Source organism: Arthrobacter sp. GW822-FHT05G07 (genome assembly GCF_058799755.1).
Genome location: NZ_JBXALT010000015.1, coordinates 31,045 through 46,351, shown reverse-complemented (window position 1 = coordinate 46,351; position 15,307 = coordinate 31,045). Strand labels below are relative to the sequence as shown.

At 62.2% G+C, this 15,307-nt stretch carries 18 protein-coding genes; 14 read left to right on the top strand and 4 right to left on the bottom strand.

Annotation, left to right across the window (positions count from 1 at the left end; genetic code table 11):
• Positions 1-53 precede the first annotated feature (53 nt).
• Complete coding sequence (gene lexA / locus AC1RJY_RS21915; protein ID WP_011774313.1) at positions 54-797, bottom strand: transcriptional repressor LexA; 744 nt, start codon at positions 795-797, stop codon at positions 54-56.
• Between the two features lie 349 nt (positions 798-1,146).
• Here lexA and AC1RJY_RS21910 point away from each other — a divergent pair, with 349 nt between their 5' ends.
• The 8 genes from AC1RJY_RS21910 to AC1RJY_RS21875 all read left to right on the top strand — a co-directional run bounded on the left by AC1RJY_RS21910 (position 1,147) and on the right by AC1RJY_RS21875 (position 7,335).
• Complete coding sequence (locus AC1RJY_RS21910) at positions 1,147-1,506, top strand: LysM peptidoglycan-binding domain-containing protein (protein ID WP_210064249.1); 360 nt, start codon at positions 1,147-1,149, stop codon at positions 1,504-1,506.
• Positions 1,507-1,584: 78 nt separating this feature from the next.
• Complete coding sequence (locus AC1RJY_RS21905) at positions 1,585-2,703, top strand: histidinol-phosphate transaminase (RefSeq protein ID WP_011774315.1); 1,119 nt, start codon at positions 1,585-1,587, stop codon at positions 2,701-2,703.
• Positions 2,704-2,749: 46 nt separating this feature from the next.
• A complete protein-coding gene (hisB, locus tag AC1RJY_RS21900) occupies positions 2,750-3,376 on the top strand; it encodes an imidazoleglycerol-phosphate dehydratase HisB (RefSeq protein ID WP_011774316.1) in 627 nt (208 codons plus the stop codon).
• The gene (gene hisH / locus AC1RJY_RS21895; RefSeq protein ID WP_498603512.1) at positions 3,373-4,116 is read left to right on the top strand and encodes an imidazole glycerol phosphate synthase subunit HisH; all 744 of its coding nucleotides are present in this window, start codon (positions 3,373-3,375) and stop codon (positions 4,114-4,116) included. Before hisB ends, hisH begins: the two co-directional genes overlap by 4 nt.
• A 21-nt stretch (positions 4,117-4,137) precedes the next feature.
• Entirely contained in the window at positions 4,138-4,275 is a 138-nt protein-coding gene (locus AC1RJY_RS21890; protein WP_162486097.1) for a CG2302 family histidine operon protein, read from the top strand.
• A 49-nt stretch (positions 4,276-4,324) separates the two neighbouring features.
• On the top strand, positions 4,325-5,068 hold the full coding sequence (gene priA / locus AC1RJY_RS21885; protein WP_011774319.1) for a bifunctional 1-(5-phosphoribosyl)-5-((5-phosphoribosylamino)methylideneamino)imidazole-4-carboxamide isomerase/phosphoribosylanthranilate isomerase PriA: 744 nt from the start codon (positions 4,325-4,327) through the stop codon (positions 5,066-5,068).
• Positions 5,068-5,979: an SseB family protein gene (locus AC1RJY_RS21880; RefSeq protein WP_011774320.1), complete on the top strand. Its 912-nt coding sequence runs from the start codon at positions 5,068-5,070 to the stop codon at positions 5,977-5,979. The genes priA and AC1RJY_RS21880 overlap by 1 nt, the downstream gene beginning before the upstream one ends.
• Before the next feature lie 51 nt (positions 5,980-6,030).
• A complete protein-coding gene (locus AC1RJY_RS21875; RefSeq protein WP_014921301.1) occupies positions 6,031-7,335 on the top strand; it encodes an MFS transporter in 1,305 nt (434 codons plus the stop codon).
• Positions 7,336-7,420: 85 nt separating this feature from the next.
• On the opposite strand, the gene AC1RJY_RS21870 is transcribed toward AC1RJY_RS21875, so the two are convergent.
• A complete protein-coding gene (locus AC1RJY_RS21870) occupies positions 7,421-7,819 on the bottom strand; it encodes a DUF1844 domain-containing protein (RefSeq protein WP_043471107.1) in 399 nt (132 codons plus the stop codon).
• A 394-nt stretch (positions 7,820-8,213) separates the two neighbouring features.
• Here AC1RJY_RS21870 and infC point away from each other — a divergent pair, with 394 nt between their 5' ends.
• From infC to AC1RJY_RS21845, 5 genes are all read left to right on the top strand, one after another.
• Complete coding sequence (gene infC / locus AC1RJY_RS21865; protein ID WP_014921303.1) at positions 8,214-9,230, top strand: translation initiation factor IF-3; 1,017 nt, start codon at positions 8,214-8,216, stop codon at positions 9,228-9,230.
• Between the two features lie 117 nt (positions 9,231-9,347).
• Positions 9,348-9,542, top strand: a complete 195-nt coding sequence (gene rpmI / locus AC1RJY_RS21860; RefSeq protein WP_011774324.1) for a 50S ribosomal protein L35 — start codon at positions 9,348-9,350, stop codon at positions 9,540-9,542.
• A gap of 119 nt (positions 9,543-9,661) precedes the next feature.
• Positions 9,662-10,330: a 50S ribosomal protein L20, sunset domain variant gene (gene rplT / locus AC1RJY_RS21855; protein ID WP_011774325.1), complete on the top strand. Its 669-nt coding sequence runs from the start codon at positions 9,662-9,664 to the stop codon at positions 10,328-10,330.
• A 26-nt stretch (positions 10,331-10,356) separates the two neighbouring features.
• Positions 10,357-11,268: a TrmH family RNA methyltransferase gene (locus tag AC1RJY_RS21850; protein WP_014921306.1), complete on the top strand. Its 912-nt coding sequence runs from the start codon at positions 10,357-10,359 to the stop codon at positions 11,266-11,268.
• Between the two features lie 100 nt (positions 11,269-11,368).
• Positions 11,369-12,295 carry a cation diffusion facilitator family transporter gene (locus AC1RJY_RS21845; protein ID WP_014921307.1) on the top strand — a complete coding sequence of 309 codons (927 nt, stop codon included), beginning with the start codon at positions 11,369-11,371 and terminating at the stop codon, positions 12,293-12,295.
• Positions 12,296-12,394: 99 nt separating this feature from the next.
• Here AC1RJY_RS21845 and AC1RJY_RS21840 read toward each other — a convergent pair whose 3' ends face one another.
• Positions 12,395-13,603, bottom strand: a complete 1,209-nt coding sequence (locus AC1RJY_RS21840; RefSeq protein ID WP_498603509.1) for an MFS transporter — start codon at positions 13,601-13,603, stop codon at positions 12,395-12,397.
• A gap of 133 nt (positions 13,604-13,736) precedes the next feature.
• On the opposite strand from AC1RJY_RS21840, the gene AC1RJY_RS21835 reads away from it, so the two are divergent.
• Positions 13,737-14,171, top strand: coding sequence for a (deoxy)nucleoside triphosphate pyrophosphohydrolase (locus AC1RJY_RS21835; RefSeq protein ID WP_498603507.1), 435 nt, complete (start codon positions 13,737-13,739; stop codon positions 14,169-14,171).
• Between the two features lie 10 nt (positions 14,172-14,181).
• On the opposite strand, the gene AC1RJY_RS21830 is transcribed toward AC1RJY_RS21835, so the two are convergent.
• Entirely contained in the window at positions 14,182-15,276 is a 1,095-nt protein-coding gene (locus tag AC1RJY_RS21830) for an Rv2578c family radical SAM protein (protein ID WP_014921310.1), read from the bottom strand.
• Positions 15,277-15,307 lie beyond the last annotated feature (31 nt).

Below are 15,307 nucleotides of genomic sequence, written 5' to 3'. Positions count from 1 at the left end.
GGTGTCCACGGGAAGGGGCGTCTAGATGGAGCTGCATCTAGGGGGAACGGCGTCTAGAGAGAGCGCAGTACCGAAACTACTTTGCCCATGATGGTGGCCTGATCGCCGAGGATGGGTTCGTACTGGGTGTTTTGGGGGAGCAGCCACGTATGGCCGTCACGCTGGCGGAAGGTCTTCACGGTTGCTTCGTCATCCAGCAGGGCGGCCACGATGTCGCCGTTGATGGCGTCGTTCTGGCGGCGGACCACCACCCAGTCACCGTCACAGATGGCGGCATCAATCATGGAGTCGCCGGCCACTTTCAGCATGAACAATTCGCCGTGCCCCACAAGTTGCCGGGGGAGTGCAAGTACGTCTTCCACCGTCTGGTCAGCCAGGATTGGGCCACCGGCAGCGATGCGGCCAACCAGCGGAACCATGGCGGTATCGCTGGCGCTGGCGAGTTCCGTTACGGCAAGGCCACCCGCGCTGCGAAGGGTGGTGGGCGCTTCCACTCCCGGAATCGCCCCACCATCAAGGGTCAGCGGCATCAGGACTTCCATGGCGCGCGGACGCTTGGGATCCCTGCGGAGATAACCAAGCTTCTCCAATTGGGACAACTGATGAGTGACGCTCGACAAACTGGCCAGACCCACGGTGTCGCCGATCTCACGCATGCTGGGCGGGTAACCGTTGTCATTGACCGACCGTTGGATGGTCTCCAGGATCTTCTTCTGCCGGACAGTCAGGCTCTTGGGACTCTTTTGAGGCTGCTGGCTCCGCAGGGGTGCCCCGCCGCCTGTGGCTTTCGCTGCCATGTTCGCCAATGCCTTTCCTTTCGGCCCCGAACCGTGCCCGGGGTTGTCGGGTCTGCAAAAAATGTCAGACCCTCCTGTTCCACTGAAACAGTGCTGTTTCTTCACTCAAACGTAGGGCAGGCACAGGCGTTTATCAAACATTTGTTCTAGCGAGTCTCGACACCGTTCGTTGATAAGTGCTAAAAATGTCATAGCAAGGTTCGAATATGTGTTCTATAAACCTGATGCTGAAGCCGGATGTTCGAACATAGCGTTCGAATATCCGGAGCCAGAGGAAGGGAACACCAAGAATTGGCCGCCAAGCACCGGGCACCCCGGAGCTTGGCAATAGCTCAGAAGGGCTCAGCTCATGTCCGCAATCACTACGTTCGCTGATTTCCGCACCACCCAGGCACCTGCTCGCCTGCGTCTCACTCGGCGGGGACGGATTGTTTTCTTCGGCATTCCGGCAATGCTGCTGGTGGCGGCACTGCTGAGCCTGGCCGGTTTCATCAACTCTCCAGCCAAGGCCTCGGACTCGCAGTCCCAACTACGTCCGCCCGTTGCCGTCACCGTCACGGTTCAGCCGGGGCAGTCCCTGTGGGGCATCGCCGGCGCTGCCGCTCCCGAGCGGGACCCTCGGGATGTCATCGCCGAGATCATCCAGCTGAACGACCTCCGCGGCGGTCGCATCCTGCCAGGCCAGCAGCTGTTCGTTCCGGCGAACTGAGCCAGTTCCCATCCGCGGGAACCCGTGGTCGGGCGTCACAGTTAGTCGGCAGTACCGGAGGCCCCTTAAACTAAGTTGGTGAGTGACCAGCTTGAGCGACTTGACCGACTTCCCCTCCGGACCAACCTGCGTGGACTGAGCCCCTACGGCGCACCGCAGCTTGATGTCCCCATTCTGCTCAATGTCAACGAGAACACTCATGGCGTCCCCGCAGATGTCCAAGCCGCCATCACCGAGGCCGTAGCCGCTGCGGCCACAGGACTGAACCGCTATCCGGACCGCGAGTTCACGGAACTTCGTGAAGCCTTGGCCGAGTACCTTGGCCACGGACTTTCTCCGGACAACATTTGGGCCGCCAACGGATCCAATGAAGTCCTGCAGCAGATCCTTCAGGCATTTGGCGGACCCGGCCGCAAGGCCTTGGGCTTCCCTCCCACGTACTCCATGTACCCCCTGCTTGCCAGTGGCACAGACACCGAGTATGTCCGCGGAGTGCGTGCCGACGACTACGGGCTGGATGCCCAATCAGCCGCTGCCCAGGTTCGGGAAACGGGAGCCAACATTGTGTTCCTGTGTTCACCCAATAACCCCACGGGTACAGGCCTGAGCCTTGACGTCGTCGAGGCCGTCTATGAGGCCGGCGAAGCGAGCCAGGCCATTGTGATCGTGGATGAGGCTTACCACGAGTTCGCGCACGACAATACTCCGAGCGCCTTGACCCTGTTGCCCGGACGCGAGCGTCTGATCGTCTCGCGCACCATGAGCAAGGCATTCGCCTTGGCGGGCGCCAGGCTCGGATACATGGCGGCTGCCCCGGAAGTCACGGACGCCATCAGGCTGGTCCGCCTCCCGTACCACCTCTCTGCCGTCACGCAGGCAACGGCCCTCGCAGCTCTCAATCACCGCGAAGCCCTTATGGCCGATGTTGAGGACATCAAGGTTCAGCGCGACCGCATCGTTACTGAGTTGCTGCGCATGGGCCTCAAGCCTGCGGCATCAGACTCCAACTACGTCTTCTTTGGAGGACTGGAGGATCCGCACACCATCTGGCAGGGCCTGCTGGATGCCGGCGTGCTGATTCGCGATGTCGGCATCCCCGGACACTTGCGCGTCACTGCCGGAACCGAGCCGGAAACCACAGCTTTCCTGGAGGCTTTGGAAGCATTGCTGGACGGCACAGCGCCACACCGCGCCTAAACTTGTCCATAGACCCAACCCACCCTCCGTGTATAAGGACGTCCCAATGAGCGAAACCGGCGCCACGCCGACCGCTGCCCGCACTGCGCGCATGGAGCGCACCACCAGCGAGTCTTCCGTCCTGGTGGAGATCAACCTGGACGGTTCCGGTGTCTCCGACATCAGTACCTCGGTACCGTTCTATGACCACATGCTGACGGCACTGTGCAAGCATTCCCTGATTGACATGACCGTCAAGGCAACCGGCGATACCCACATTGATGCGCACCACACGGTGGAAGATGTCGCCATCACCTTCGGGGAGGTCCTTCGCCAGGCCTTGGGCAACAAAGCCGGTATTCGTCGCTTTGGTGAAGCAACGGTTCCCTTGGACGAAGCCTTGGCTCACGCCGTCGTTGATGTTTCCGGACGTCCCTACCTGGTCCACGGCGGTGAGCCGGCCGGACAGGAGTATCACCTGATCGGCGGGCACTTCACGGGATCGCTGACCCGTCACGTTTTTGAGGCCATCACGCTGCACGCCGGCATCTGCCTGCACATGAACGTCCTTGCCGGACGGGACCCGCACCACATTGTAGAGGCCCAGTTCAAGGCCTTTGCGCGCGCGCTGCGTGCGGCCGTGGAGTCCGATCCCCGAGTGGAGGGCATTCCGTCCACCAAGGGCGCACTATGAGCGGCCAGGTTTTGAAGGATGGGGCAGTGGCGGATGCCATTGCGTCCGTGAAGCCGGAGTCGCCGGAAGGCAAGCCCACCGTCACCGTATTGGACTATGGATCGGGCAACGTTCGGTCCGCTGTCCGTGCGCTTGAACGCGCGGGCGCCCATGTGGTGTTGAGCTCCAAGCCTGAGGACGTGCTCAACGCTGATGGTCTGGTGGTTCCCGGGGTTGGTGCCTTCGAGACAGTGATGAAGGAACTTAAGTCCGTTGACGGCATCCGCATGATCGGGCGCCGGGTTGCCGGTGGCCGCCCTGTGCTGGCCATCTGCGTCGGCTTGCAGGTCCTTTTCGAAGCCGGTGTTGAGCATGGCACCGAATCCGAAGGCATGGCCGAGTGGCCCGGCAAGGTTGAGCTCCTGCCCGCCCCCGTAGTCCCTCACATGGGCTGGAACACGGTAGACGTGCCGAAGGGCTCAAAGCTCTTCGCCGGCGTGGAAGAGGAACGTTTCTACTTTGTGCACTCCTACGGTGTTCAGGAGTGGAATTTCGACGTCGTGCAGCCCCGAATGGCTCCTCCCATGGTCACGTGGTCAGAGCACGGTGCACGCTTCATTGCTGCGGTGGAGAACGGCCCTCTCTGCGCCACGCAATTCCACCCGGAGAAGTCAGGCGACGCCGGAGCGCGGCTCCTGCGCAATTGGGTGGACAGCCTCCGCAAGCCCGCTCAGGAAGCATCCGGAAGCGGTGCCGCCTAAATGTGGTGGTCGGTAATACTCATGGGCCTCGCGGGCTTGCTGGTGGGTGGGGGTATCTCCTTCCACCAGCAGAAAAAGCCGCGGTGGGTTTCCATTTCTTTCTATGTGCTGGCCGGGATGTCCCTGCTGGCCGCTTATCTCCTGACGCTGGGTAACTGAACCAGGCGCTCAACAAGCCCGCGTCACCTTTCAAACTCCAAGGACACACATGACCACCTCCGCCCAGTCCGTACTGGAACTCCTTCCCGCCGTCGATATTGTTGACGGTCAGGCAGTCCGCCTCCTTCAGGGAGAAGCCGGTTCGGAAACCAGCTACGGCACACCCCTTGAAGCAGCTTTGAACTGGCAGAACGACGGTGCCGAATGGGTGCACATGGTGGACCTTGACGCCGCTTTCGGGCGCGGAAACAACGCCGCGCTGATCAGCGATGTCGTGTCGCAGCTCAATGTCAAGGTGGAGCTCTCCGGCGGTTTGCGGGACGACGAGTCCCTGGAACGTGCACTGGAACTGGGCGTCGCGCGCGTAAACCTCGGTACGGCAGCGTTGGAGAACCCGGAATGGACCCGGAAAGCAATCGACCGCTTCGGTGACAAAATCGCGGTCGGCCTTGATGTCCGCGGTACAACTCTTGCCGGGCGCGGTTGGACCAAGGAGGGCGGCGACCTCTGGGAGGTTCTGGCCCGCCTCGAGGATGCAGGTTGTGCGCGTTATGTAGTCACCGACGTCACCAAGGACGGAACACTGCAGGGCCCCAACGTGGAACTTCTGCGCCAGATGGTGGAGAAGACCGGCAAGCCTGTTGTCGCGTCGGGCGGAATCTCCAGCTTGGAAGACCTCCGTGTCCTGCGCGAACTGGTACCTCTGGGCGTTGAGGGCGCGATCGTAGGCAAGGCGCTCTATGCGGGTGCCTTCACGTTGCCCGAAGCCCTGGACGTTGCCGGCCGACGCTGATGCCCCACGACGAAGGACACGGGCATGGGGATCACGGCCACGGACGGCGTGAGCTTCCCGGCCACATTGCGGCCGCGTTGGCCGGCGCCGGGGGAGCTACCGACTCTGCAGGCCAGCCCTGGGCCGGCAGGAGCCTCAGCGGTGACGACGCCAAGATCCACAATTTCGAGGACGACGACGGCTCAGCGGACCCCGGGTACGTAGCCGCCGTGGCGGCACTGATCAACGGAACCGGCAGTGAGGCAGACGTTGTGGCCTCCCTGGCGACGGCACGGGTTTTCGTTCCGGTGGTTGCTCAGCTGGCTGAAGAAGCCGAAGGCGTTGACGGCCTGCACGCTGACAAGCAAGCGGATATGGCGTTGGTCACACTTAAGGCTCCTGATGGCCGCACGGCCATGCCGGTATTTACTTCCGCAGCCGCCCTCGAGGCATGGCATTCGGAGGCGCGGCCGGTTGCCGTTTACGCCGCGCGCGCAGCACTTTCGGCAGTATCTGAAGGCGCACAACTGTTGGTGTTGGATCCCGGTTCCGACTTTGCCTTTGTTGTGCGGCGCCCGGCCATGTGGGCCCTTGCCCAGCAGAAGGACTGGACGCCGTCATACCTTGATGATCAACTGGAGGCTGCTCTCGGTTCCACGGTCACGGCCTTCCGGACGGTCCGTCGACTCGAGACGCAACCCGGCGGCGGTGTTTCGTCGCTGACGGCCGATGGTCGTCAGGTCTCAGGAGGCGGTGCGGGGCCGGAGCTACGCGTTGTTCTTTTCCTTGAGGATGGACTCGACGCCGTAGCGGTGCAAACTCTCGTTGCCCAACTGAACGAGGCGTGGGCGCAGATGGATTCCTTTGCCGAAAGCGTTGATTCCATGGAAGTAAAACTGCAGCGTGCAGCACAGGAGCCCACGCGGCATTAACGGCAGCACCGGTTCCCCGGGGCTGCCCTGGGGAACAAGAGGATTTAGCCAGTGAACTTCGCTCTCTACAAAGAGATGCTGTCCATCCGTCCTGTCCGGCGTCTACTGATAGTGGGCATGATTGCCCGCATTCCGCACTCGGCTGCCGGAGTGCTGCTGACGCTGCACATCGTGCTCACACTGGGCCAGGGATACGCTGCTGCCGGTGCGGCAGCAGCCGTCATGACCATCGGCATCGCGGTGGGTGCACCGTGGCGTGGCCGCCGGGTGGACATGGTGGGCCTCAGGAAGGCACTGATCCCTTCGGTTGTCTCCGAAACTGTCATCTGGTCGGTCGTTCCGCACGTTTCATACGAGTGGCTGCTGCCGCTGGTGTTCGTCGGCGGCCTTTTCACGCTGCCGATCTTCAGCGTTGTCCGCCAGTCGTTGGGCGTCATGGTGGATGGTGAGCAGAGGCGTTCGGCGTTCGCCCTTGATTCCATCGCCACCGAGCTGGTCTTCATGATCGGCCCGGCAGTCGGTGCCATCGTTGCCACCAGCGGCTTCTCGGCAATTGGTCTCACCGCGGTGGGAATCTCCGTCTCTGTGGCGGGACTGTTCCTCATGTGGTTCAACCCGCCAACACGCAGCGAGGTGGTGTGCAGCCCACAAGAATCGGCAGACCGGGCCGCAGCTGACCTCGCTGCCGCGGAGGCTGCCATGGTGGCTTCAGCGCCTGCCCACGTTCAGGAGGCGGCATCGGAGATGGCGTCGGCAACCTCGCGTACAGCAGCCCTTCGGACCCGGGTCGCCAGGAACTTCACCTGGTTCACGGTCTCTGTTGCGGCACTCTTCGCGGTTGCTGCGGGATCGGGCATGGTGCTTAGCGGGTCCGACGTCAGCATCGTCGGGCTGTTGGAACGTGGCGGGCACGAGAATGAAATCGGAATTGTCTTCTTCTTCTGGTGCGCCGCGTCGGTAGTTGGCGGACTCATCTACGGGTCCATGAAGCGGTCCATCTCGCCAATGCTCTTGCTGCTTGGAATGGCCGCCCTCACTATACCTATGGGCTTCGCCCAAGACACGTGGACCCTTGCGTTCCTGTCGCTGTTGCCCGGCCTTTTGTGTGCCCCGGTTTTGTCGGCATCGTCGGAGAAGGTGGCTGACCTGGTGGACGAGGAACGCAGGGGTGAAGCGATGGGCTGGTACGGCTCCGCACTGACCGCTGGCGTTGCGTTGGGCGCTCCTCTCGCCGGGGTCTTCATTGACACGGTTGGGCCGTCGGGCGGCTTTGCGGCCGTCGGCATCGCCGGCGTCGCTCTCTGCGCTACGGGACTCATCCTCACGTCTTTGCGCCGCCGGTCCGCCCGCGTCTGAGGCGCGGTATAACCAAGCAAACAACGACGGCGGGTCGACCACATGTGGGTCGACTCGCCGTCGTTGTTTCTTGCGGTTGTTGGGGCTAGTTCACCGGTCCGGTGAACTTTTCGCCCGGGCCCTTGCCCGGTGCGTCGGGAATGAGTGACGCTTCGCGGAAGGCGAGCTGCAGTGAGCGAAGGCCATCGCGCAACGGGCCTGCGTGCTGTGAACCGATCTCCGGGGCGGCTGCCGACACCAGGCCGGCGAGGGCTGTGATCAGCTTGCGGGCCTCGTCCAAGTCCTTGAGGTCCTCGGCATTGGGGTCATCTGCCAGGCCAACCTTGACGGCGGCCGCACTCATGAGGTGGACGGCGCCGGTGGTAATAACTTCCACGGCCGGAACTTCGGCGATGTCACGGATCTGCTGGGACACCCCGGCATCAACGGCGGGGGCGGCGTCTTCGCCATAGGAGTTGCGGGAGTTGCTGTCTTCAGTGCTCATACTGGTAAGCTTGTCACAGACCGACTGGAAGTCGTTATTCACAGTCAACATCTGCAGTTCATGCTCCCGCCTCACGCAATGTGCGCTTGGCGGGTTGTTTCTGTAGAATTGATTTTCAGTTTGCAAGCGGAGTTCTCTCCCACCCGCGTCAGCCGTTCCCTTCGGGGACAGGATCCCTTTTCGGGACAAGAGGTTGCCGGGTACCTGGTCGGACACTTTTGGAGGCATGGCCTCCGGGGGTGCGTGCTTCCTTAGAGGAGGCGCAGCCGATCTTCGAGGCCTTCGATTGCACCAGCAATTGGGGGCCTTCTCTATTTGCCGGTGACATCATCACAACCACAGGAGCTTTAACATTAGCGAGCCAAGAATCAATGAGCGTATCCGCGTCCCCGAGGTGCGGCTGGTCGGTCCTGCCGGCGAACAGGTAGGAATTGTCCGCATCGAGGACGCCCTGCGTCTTGCTGCCGAGTCCGATCTCGATCTCGTTGAAGTTGCCCCGCAGGCTAAGCCTCCTGTTTGCAAGTTGATGGACTTCGGCAAGTACAAGTACGAAGCCGCCGTAAAGGCCCGCGAGGCCCGCAAGAACCAGACCAACACGGTTCTGAAGGAAATTCGCTTCCGCCTGAAGATCGACAAGCACGACTACGAAACCAAGCGCGGACACGCACTTCGGTTCCTGGGTGCCGGCGACAAAGTCAAGGCCATGATCCAGTTCCGCGGCCGTGAGCAGCAGCGTCCCGAGATGGGCATCCGCCTGCTGCAGCGTTTCGCTGAAGACGTTGCCGAGGTTGGCATCATCGAGTCCAGCCCGCGCATCGATGGCCGCAACATGGTCATGGTGATCGGCCCGCTGAAGAACAAGGCTGAAGCGAAGGCTGAAGCCCGTCGCGCAACGCAGCGTGCTGAGGCCAAGGCGCAAAATGAGGCCAAGGCGTCGGGACGCGTTGACACCACGGGCGAGCAGGCTCCGCTGACTCAGAGCCTCGCTGACCTTCTTCCCGAGGGCTTCAGGGTCACCGAAGAGGAGACCAAGCAGGAAACTGTTGAAGCTCCCGAGGTCCAGGCGCCGGTTGCTGAGGAAGCTCCGGTTGTTGAGGAAACCGCGCCGGCTGCTGAAGAAGCTCCGATCGTGGAGGAAGCTCCGGTTGTTGAGGAAGCCCCTGCGCCGGTGGTTGAAGAAGCACCCGTGGCCGAGGCTGCACCGGTCAAGGCAACGCCGGCCGCAAAGGCTCCGGCCGCCAAGGCTGCTCCAGTAGAAGCAGCTCCGAAGCCGGCTGTTCCCGCAGCTGCCCCGAAGCCTGCAGTTCCTTCGGCTCCGAAGCCCGTCGCCAAGCCGGCAGCTCCCAAGCCGGCAGCCCGGCCCGCGGCGCCCAAAGCTGCGCCGAAGCCCGCATCACGCAAGACCAACTAGTTCAACGCCGCGGAGGCCCCGCCTCCATCGGCAAGCAACCAGCACGCCGGCCCTCGTAGGCCGGCTGCGCGAAAGAATCGCGGACTCGTCCGTGGATACGTAAGGAGATCGGTTCCCATGCCGAAGATGAAGACCCACAGCGGTGCTAAGAAGCGCTTCAAGCTGACCGGTACCGGCAAGCTGAAGCGCCAGCAGGCCAACCGCCGTCACTACCTGGAGCACAAGTCCTCCAGGCTGACCCGTCGTCTCGCAGGCGACAAGCTCGTCTTCAAGGGCGATGCCAAGGTCATCAAGAAGATGCTCGGCGTCTAAGTTCCAAGTTCTTTGGTTACTGCCATCCGGCAGGGACCGACTACACCAAAAGCCTTCTCAGGCCGGCCGGGTTTCCGGCAGTAGCAGCTTGGGATAAAGATTTCTGAAGGAGTACGCACGTGGCACGTGTGAAGCGGGCGGTAAACGCCCACAAGAAGCGCCGGGTTGTCCTCGAACGCGCAAAGGGTTACCGCGGACAGCGTTCGCGCCTGTACCGCAAGGCCAAAGAGCAGCTGCTGCACTCGTTTGTGTACAGCTACGGTGACCGCCGTAAGAAGAAGGGTGACTTCCGTCGCCTCTGGATCCAGCGCATCAACGCTGCATCCCGCGCCAATGGCCTCACCTACAACCGTCTGATCCAGGGCCTCAAGGCCGCTGAGGTTGAGGTTGACCGCCGCATGCTGGCCGAGCTGGCCGTTTCCGACGCCAACGCTTTCGCCGCTCTGGTGAACATCGCCAAGGCTGCACTTCCGGCTGACACCTCGGCTCCTGCAGCTGCCGCTGCCCCCAAGGCTGCCAAGGTTGCTCCGGCTGCTGCCACCGCAACGGCTGTCAAGGCTGTCGTTTCCGAGAAGCCGGCCATCGACGGCGCAGTTGCTGCTGACGGCGACGAGGCTCCGGAAGGCTACGCCATCAAGGGCAACGCCGAGTCCAAGAAGTACCACGTTCCGGGTTCCACCTGGTACAACACCACTGCTGCTGAGTACTGGTTCTCCACCGTTGAGGCTGCAAAGGCTGCCGGCTTTGAGCCTGCAGGTGGCGAAGCCCGCCAGCAGATCAAGAACTAGTCGCAACTGCCACTAAAGTTCTTTATATGAACGAAACCGGGCGCCCGCAAGACTTTCCGATGACCAACCCCCGAGCTGATCGGGTGAGGGACGTCGCCAAGCTTGCCGGGCGCCCGGCGCGTTTAAAACGCGGACGCTTTCTGGCAGAAGGTCCGCAGGCGGTGCGTGAGGCGTTGACACTGCACCGTGAGCGCACCGCGGCCGGAGGTCCCGCCGTCGTGCATGAAGTTTTCGCCAGCGAAGCCTGCCTTGAACGCCTCCCTGAGCTTGCCGACCTCGCGCTGGGGACGCTGCTCCGGCTGGCAAGCGACGAAGTCCTTGCCGCCATGGCGGACACCGTCAATCCACAGGGGATTGTGGCAGTGTGCAGTTTTGTGGATGTCAGCCTGGATTCAGTGCTCGACGCCGGTCCCCGCCTGATCGCCGTGATGTGCCAGGTGCGCGACCCAGGCAACGCCGGTACGGTCCTGCGCGCCGCTGATGCGGCTGGGGCAGATGCCGTGGTGCTGACAGGCTCCAGCGTGGATATTTACAACCCCAAGGCTGTCCGCTCCACTGCCGGCTCCCTCTTCCACCTGCCGGTGGTTCTGGGAGCCGACGTCGAGGAACTGGTGGCACAGTGCCGCCGGCGAGGGATCGGCATTCTGGCGGCCGATGGCTATGGAACCGTCAACCTGGACAAGCTGCAAGATGAGAATGCGGCGCGGAGGCTCGGGAATGGTTCCGTAGCCTCGGACTATGCCCTTGAGTCTCCTACGGCATGGTTGTTCGGTAACGAGGCACAGGGTTTGTCGGATGCGGAGCTTGCACTGGCTGATCACCGGGTGGCAGTACCGGTTTATGGGGCAGCTGAGAGCCTTAACCTGGGCACGGCTGCCACGGTGTGCCTTTACGCCAGTGCGCGTTCCCAGCAAAGCGCCCGAGTGGGGAATGTGTAAACAGCGCATCGCCGGGTACGGTATTGGATGCAGGATCAGACGATGACGACTCTTCTTGGTCAATTCCATTCTTTCCCTAACCCGAAGAGGTGAAGCTTTCGTGGCTGCAGGTGGCGGTACCAAAGCGATTGTGGCGGCGCTTGCCGCGAACCTGACCATCGCCGTATTGAAGTTCGTTGCGTTCTTCCTGACGGCGTCATCGTCCATGCTCGCAGAAGCCATTCACTCTGTAGCTGACTCAGGCAATCAGATCCTCCTGCTCGTGGGCGGAAAGCGTGCCAAGAAAGCCGCCAGCCCTGAGCACCCGTTCGGCTACGGCCGCGAACGGTATATTTACGCGTTTATCGTCTCGATCGTGCTGTTCAGTGTTGGTGGCCTGTTTGCCCTGTACGAGGCGTGGGAGAAGTTCCAGCACCCGCACGGTATTGAGGGGGCTTTCTGGTGGGTCCCGTTGGCCGTCCTGGTGGGTGCCATCATTGCCGAGTCTTTCTCGTTCCGCACTGCGATCATCGAGTCGAACCACATCCGCGGCAAGCAGTCGTGGGTGAAGTTCGTCCGGAACGCCAAGCAGCCGGAACTGCCGGTTATTCTCTTGGAAGATTTCGGCGCGCTGCTTGGCCTGATCTTCGCGCTCTTCGGTGTGAGCATGACGTTGGTTACGGGTGACGGTGTCTGGGATGCACTCGGCACGGCAATGATCGGCCTCCTGCTGGTGGCCATAGCCGTGGTCCTGGCCCTGGAAACCAAGTCCCTGCTGTTGGGGGAGTCCGCCACCAAGGAGGACGTCCAGCGCATCACGGAGGCCCTGGAAGCCGACGGCACCCGCATCATCCACCTCAAGACCCTGCATTTGGGCCCGGAGGAACTGCTTGTAGCCGCGAAGATCTCCATGGGTGCTTCCGAAACGGGTGAAGAGATCGCCAAAGGTATCGACGACGCCGAGCAGCGTATCCGTGCGGCCGTTCCGATCGCGCGGGTCATCTACCTCGAACCCGACATCGAGCGCGTCCAAGCATCGCAGCTTTAGGATTTCGGCCACGCGCTTAACGCAGATGGGCTCCGCTTGCGCGGAGCCCATCTGCGTTAACTCAAGCTAACCGGCCAGTGCCGCCGGTCCTCATGAGGATCAGGTGGCCAGCGGCCTCTTGCGTTCCAGCAGGCCGCTCAGTACGGCCACTCCGAGACCCAAGATAGCCAGGACCGAACCTACCAATGCAGGAGCTACATAGCCCCAGCCCCACGCGATAACGGTTCCGCCGAGGAAGGCGCCGAGCGCGTTGGCGATGTTGAGGGCTGAGTGGTTCAGGGAGGATGCCAGCGATGCGGCGCCCGGTGCAGCGTCCAGGAGTCGGGTCTGCAGGGCAGGGGTCAGCATGGAACCGATGCCGCCCACTACGAACACCATGATGAATGCGGCCCAAGCCCAGTGCGCAGCGATGGCGTAGACCACCAGCGCCACGGCGATTCCCGGCATGACCCAGTAGATGGTGCCCATCACGGACTTGTCAGCAAGGCGTCCACCAAAGATGTTGCCCACTACCATGCCTAGTCCGTAGAGGGCCACGACGGCGGGGATCAGGTTTTCGGGTATTCCAGCCACGGACGTCATGGTGTGCGCGATGTACGTGTACACGGCAAAGAAGCCGCCAAATCCAATGACGCCGATCAACAGCGCAAGCCAAACCTGAAGACGCTTGAGTGCCCCCAGCTCGCGCCGGATGCTCGCCTCCGGGTGCGCTGCTTCGAAGGGAACGAACTTCCACACCATGGCAACGGTCAACAGCCCGATGGCGCCGACGATGACGAAGAGCAGTCGCCATCCGAAGGTCTGACCCACCCACGTGGCCAACGGGACGCCGATGACGTTGGAGACCGTGAGTCCTGCCATCACCATGGAGATTGCCCACCCCCTCTTGGTAGGGGCGACGAGGCCGGCAGCGATGACGGCTGCCACTCCGAAGAAGGCTCCATGGGGAAGGCCCGAAGCAAAGCGCGAGAGCAGCATGAAGCCGTAATCGGGCGCGATGAAGGAAGTCAGGTTCGCCAGGGACAGGAACAGCATGAGCCCCAGGGCAAGATGCTTTCTGGGGAGCTTTGCCCCGAATGCGGCGAAGACGGGAGCGCCGATGACCACACCCAAGGCGTAAGCAGAAATGAGGTTGCCGGCCTCGGGGGTGCTGATGCCCAGCCCTTCCTCGATTTCCTTCAACAGGCCCATCATGGCGAACTCGGTGGTACCGATGGCGAATCCGCCCATGGCCAAGGCCAGGATTGCCAGACCAAGGTGTTTCCTTGCAGCTTTGGCGGTAGCGGGTGGGGACACAGTGGTAGTCATAAGCCTGCTTCTTGAGGGTGCCTTGTGGGCTGAGGAATGCGGAGAAAATCCGATAACAAGTTTAGTCCCGCACCCACCACTTGGCGTCGCTATGTGACGAGCCCCATTCATCGGGCCCCCATAGACTGTTGCGGTGACTGCACTGATTAACGTTGTGGGCGCCGCCGTCGTCGACTCCCTGGAAGCCCCCACCCGCCTACTAGTTGCGCGCCGCACAGCACCACCCCAATTTGCGGGTATGTGGGAATTTCCGGGCGGCAAGGTGGAAACCGGTGAGGCTGCGGAGGCTGCCCTGCATCGCGAACTCGCGGAAGAACTGGGAATTGAAGTGCAACTGGGGCCCGAGCTTGACTCAGGCAATGTCGCCGGGTGGACACTCAATGAACGTGCGTCCATGCGCGTGTGGTTCGCCGAACTGAGGGCGGGCGAGCCGCGGCCCCTGGAAGATCACGATGAACTGCGCTGGGTGTCGCTGGTTGAGCATGACGAAGCTCTCAGCCTTCCGTGGATTCCGGCAGACCTTCCGATTGTCCAGGCCCTGCTGGATCGGGTAGCCGCTCCAGCTTGAGAACGGACTCCTAGAAAAGCGGCTGTTGTCCCGGGAGGGGAGCGGACACGTCCACGGCCGGGCCGGCTCCCGTTCCGGTGGAAGGCCGTGCATTCCGATGGCTGAAGCCCGACGTCCCGGTGAAGCCGTACTTCGCCTTGAAGTAGCTGATCCGGCCGGTCAGCCATGCACGGTACTCCTTGGAGGCGTAGGAGCCTTGGCCGTAAAGCCGCCTGTACTTGCCCACCAGCTCCGGGTGCTGGACGGCCAGCCACTTCATATACCACTCCCGCGTTCCCGGCTTGAGGTACAGGGCGCCGGCTGTGACTCCTGTGGCCCCCGCTTTCGTCAGCTCCGCGAACAAGGAGTCAAGGGCCTCATCCGAGTCTGTAAGCCAGGGCAGGATAGGCATCGCCATGACGCCGCAACCCAGGCCAGCGTCCCGAAGACGGGCGATGAGCTTCAACCGCGCCCTGGGAGAAGGCGTACCGGGCTCGATCAGTGCAGCCAGATCTTCATTGGTCATAGCCAGGGAGATACCGAGGTCCACGGGAACCTGCGTAGCGGCGTGCTTGAGCAGAGGAATGTCCCGTGCCAGCAGGGTGCCCTTGGTCAGGATGGAAAACGGAGTGCCGGAGTCCGCCAGGGCCCGGATGATTCCCGGCATGAGCGCATAGCGACCTTCGGCGCGTTGGTAGGGGTCGGTGTTGGTGCCAAGGGCAACTTGAGGACGTGCCCAGGAGGGCTTGGCCAGTTCCTTGCGCAGAACCTCTGCGGCGTTGATCTTGACCACCACTTGGGAATCGAAGTCCCGTCCGGCGTCGAATTCCAGATACGTGTGGCTCTTGCGGGCGAAGCAGTAGACGCAAGCATGGCTGCAGCCGCGGTAGGGATTCACGGTCCATTCAAACGGCATGTTGGAACCGGAAGGCACCTTGTTGAGCACTGACTTTGCGGTGACCTCATGGAAGGTGACTCCCGAGAATTCGGGTGTTGAGATGGAACGCACAAGCCCGGCCAGTGGCAGCAAGGCATCCAGTGCCGGGGCAGGGCCCGGAGCCTGGGTGTCACTGGTTTCTGACGCCGGTCCACGCGTAGGTGAAAGTGCTTGTGCGTCCCATCTCATGGACTCTATTCGAATGTATGTTCGAATGAAT

Bases quoted from the DNA above. Each gene is read 5' to 3' on its own strand.
- AC1RJY_RS21880 (WP_011774320.1), top strand. From the start codon at position 5,068: ATGCCCCACGACGAAGGACACGGGCATGGGGATCACGGCCACGGACGG.
- AC1RJY_RS21840 (WP_498603509.1), bottom strand. From the start codon at position 13,603: ATGACTACCACTGTGTCCCCACCCGCTACCGCCAAAGCTGCAAGGAAA.
- AC1RJY_RS21910 (WP_210064249.1), top strand. From the start codon at position 1,147: ATGTCCGCAATCACTACGTTCGCTGATTTCCGCACCACCCAGGCACCT.
- AC1RJY_RS21850 (WP_014921306.1), top strand. From the start codon at position 10,357: ATGAACGAAACCGGGCGCCCGCAAGACTTTCCGATGACCAACCCCCGA.
- AC1RJY_RS21870 (WP_043471107.1), bottom strand. From the start codon at position 7,819: ATGAGCACTGAAGACAGCAACTCCCGCAACTCCTATGGCGAAGACGCC.
- hisH (WP_498603512.1), top strand. From the start codon at position 3,373: ATGAGCGGCCAGGTTTTGAAGGATGGGGCAGTGGCGGATGCCATTGCG.
- AC1RJY_RS21830 (WP_014921310.1), bottom strand. From the start codon at position 15,276: ATGAGATGGGACGCACAAGCACTTTCACCTACGCGTGGACCGGCGTCA.
- AC1RJY_RS21890 (WP_162486097.1), top strand. From the start codon at position 4,138: ATGGGCCTCGCGGGCTTGCTGGTGGGTGGGGGTATCTCCTTCCACCAG.
- lexA (WP_011774313.1), bottom strand. From the start codon at position 797: ATGGCAGCGAAAGCCACAGGCGGCGGGGCACCCCTGCGGAGCCAGCAG.
- priA (WP_011774319.1), top strand. From the start codon at position 4,325: ATGACCACCTCCGCCCAGTCCGTACTGGAACTCCTTCCCGCCGTCGAT.
- hisB (WP_011774316.1), top strand. From the start codon at position 2,750: ATGAGCGAAACCGGCGCCACGCCGACCGCTGCCCGCACTGCGCGCATG.
- rpmI (WP_011774324.1), top strand. From the start codon at position 9,348: ATGCCGAAGATGAAGACCCACAGCGGTGCTAAGAAGCGCTTCAAGCTG.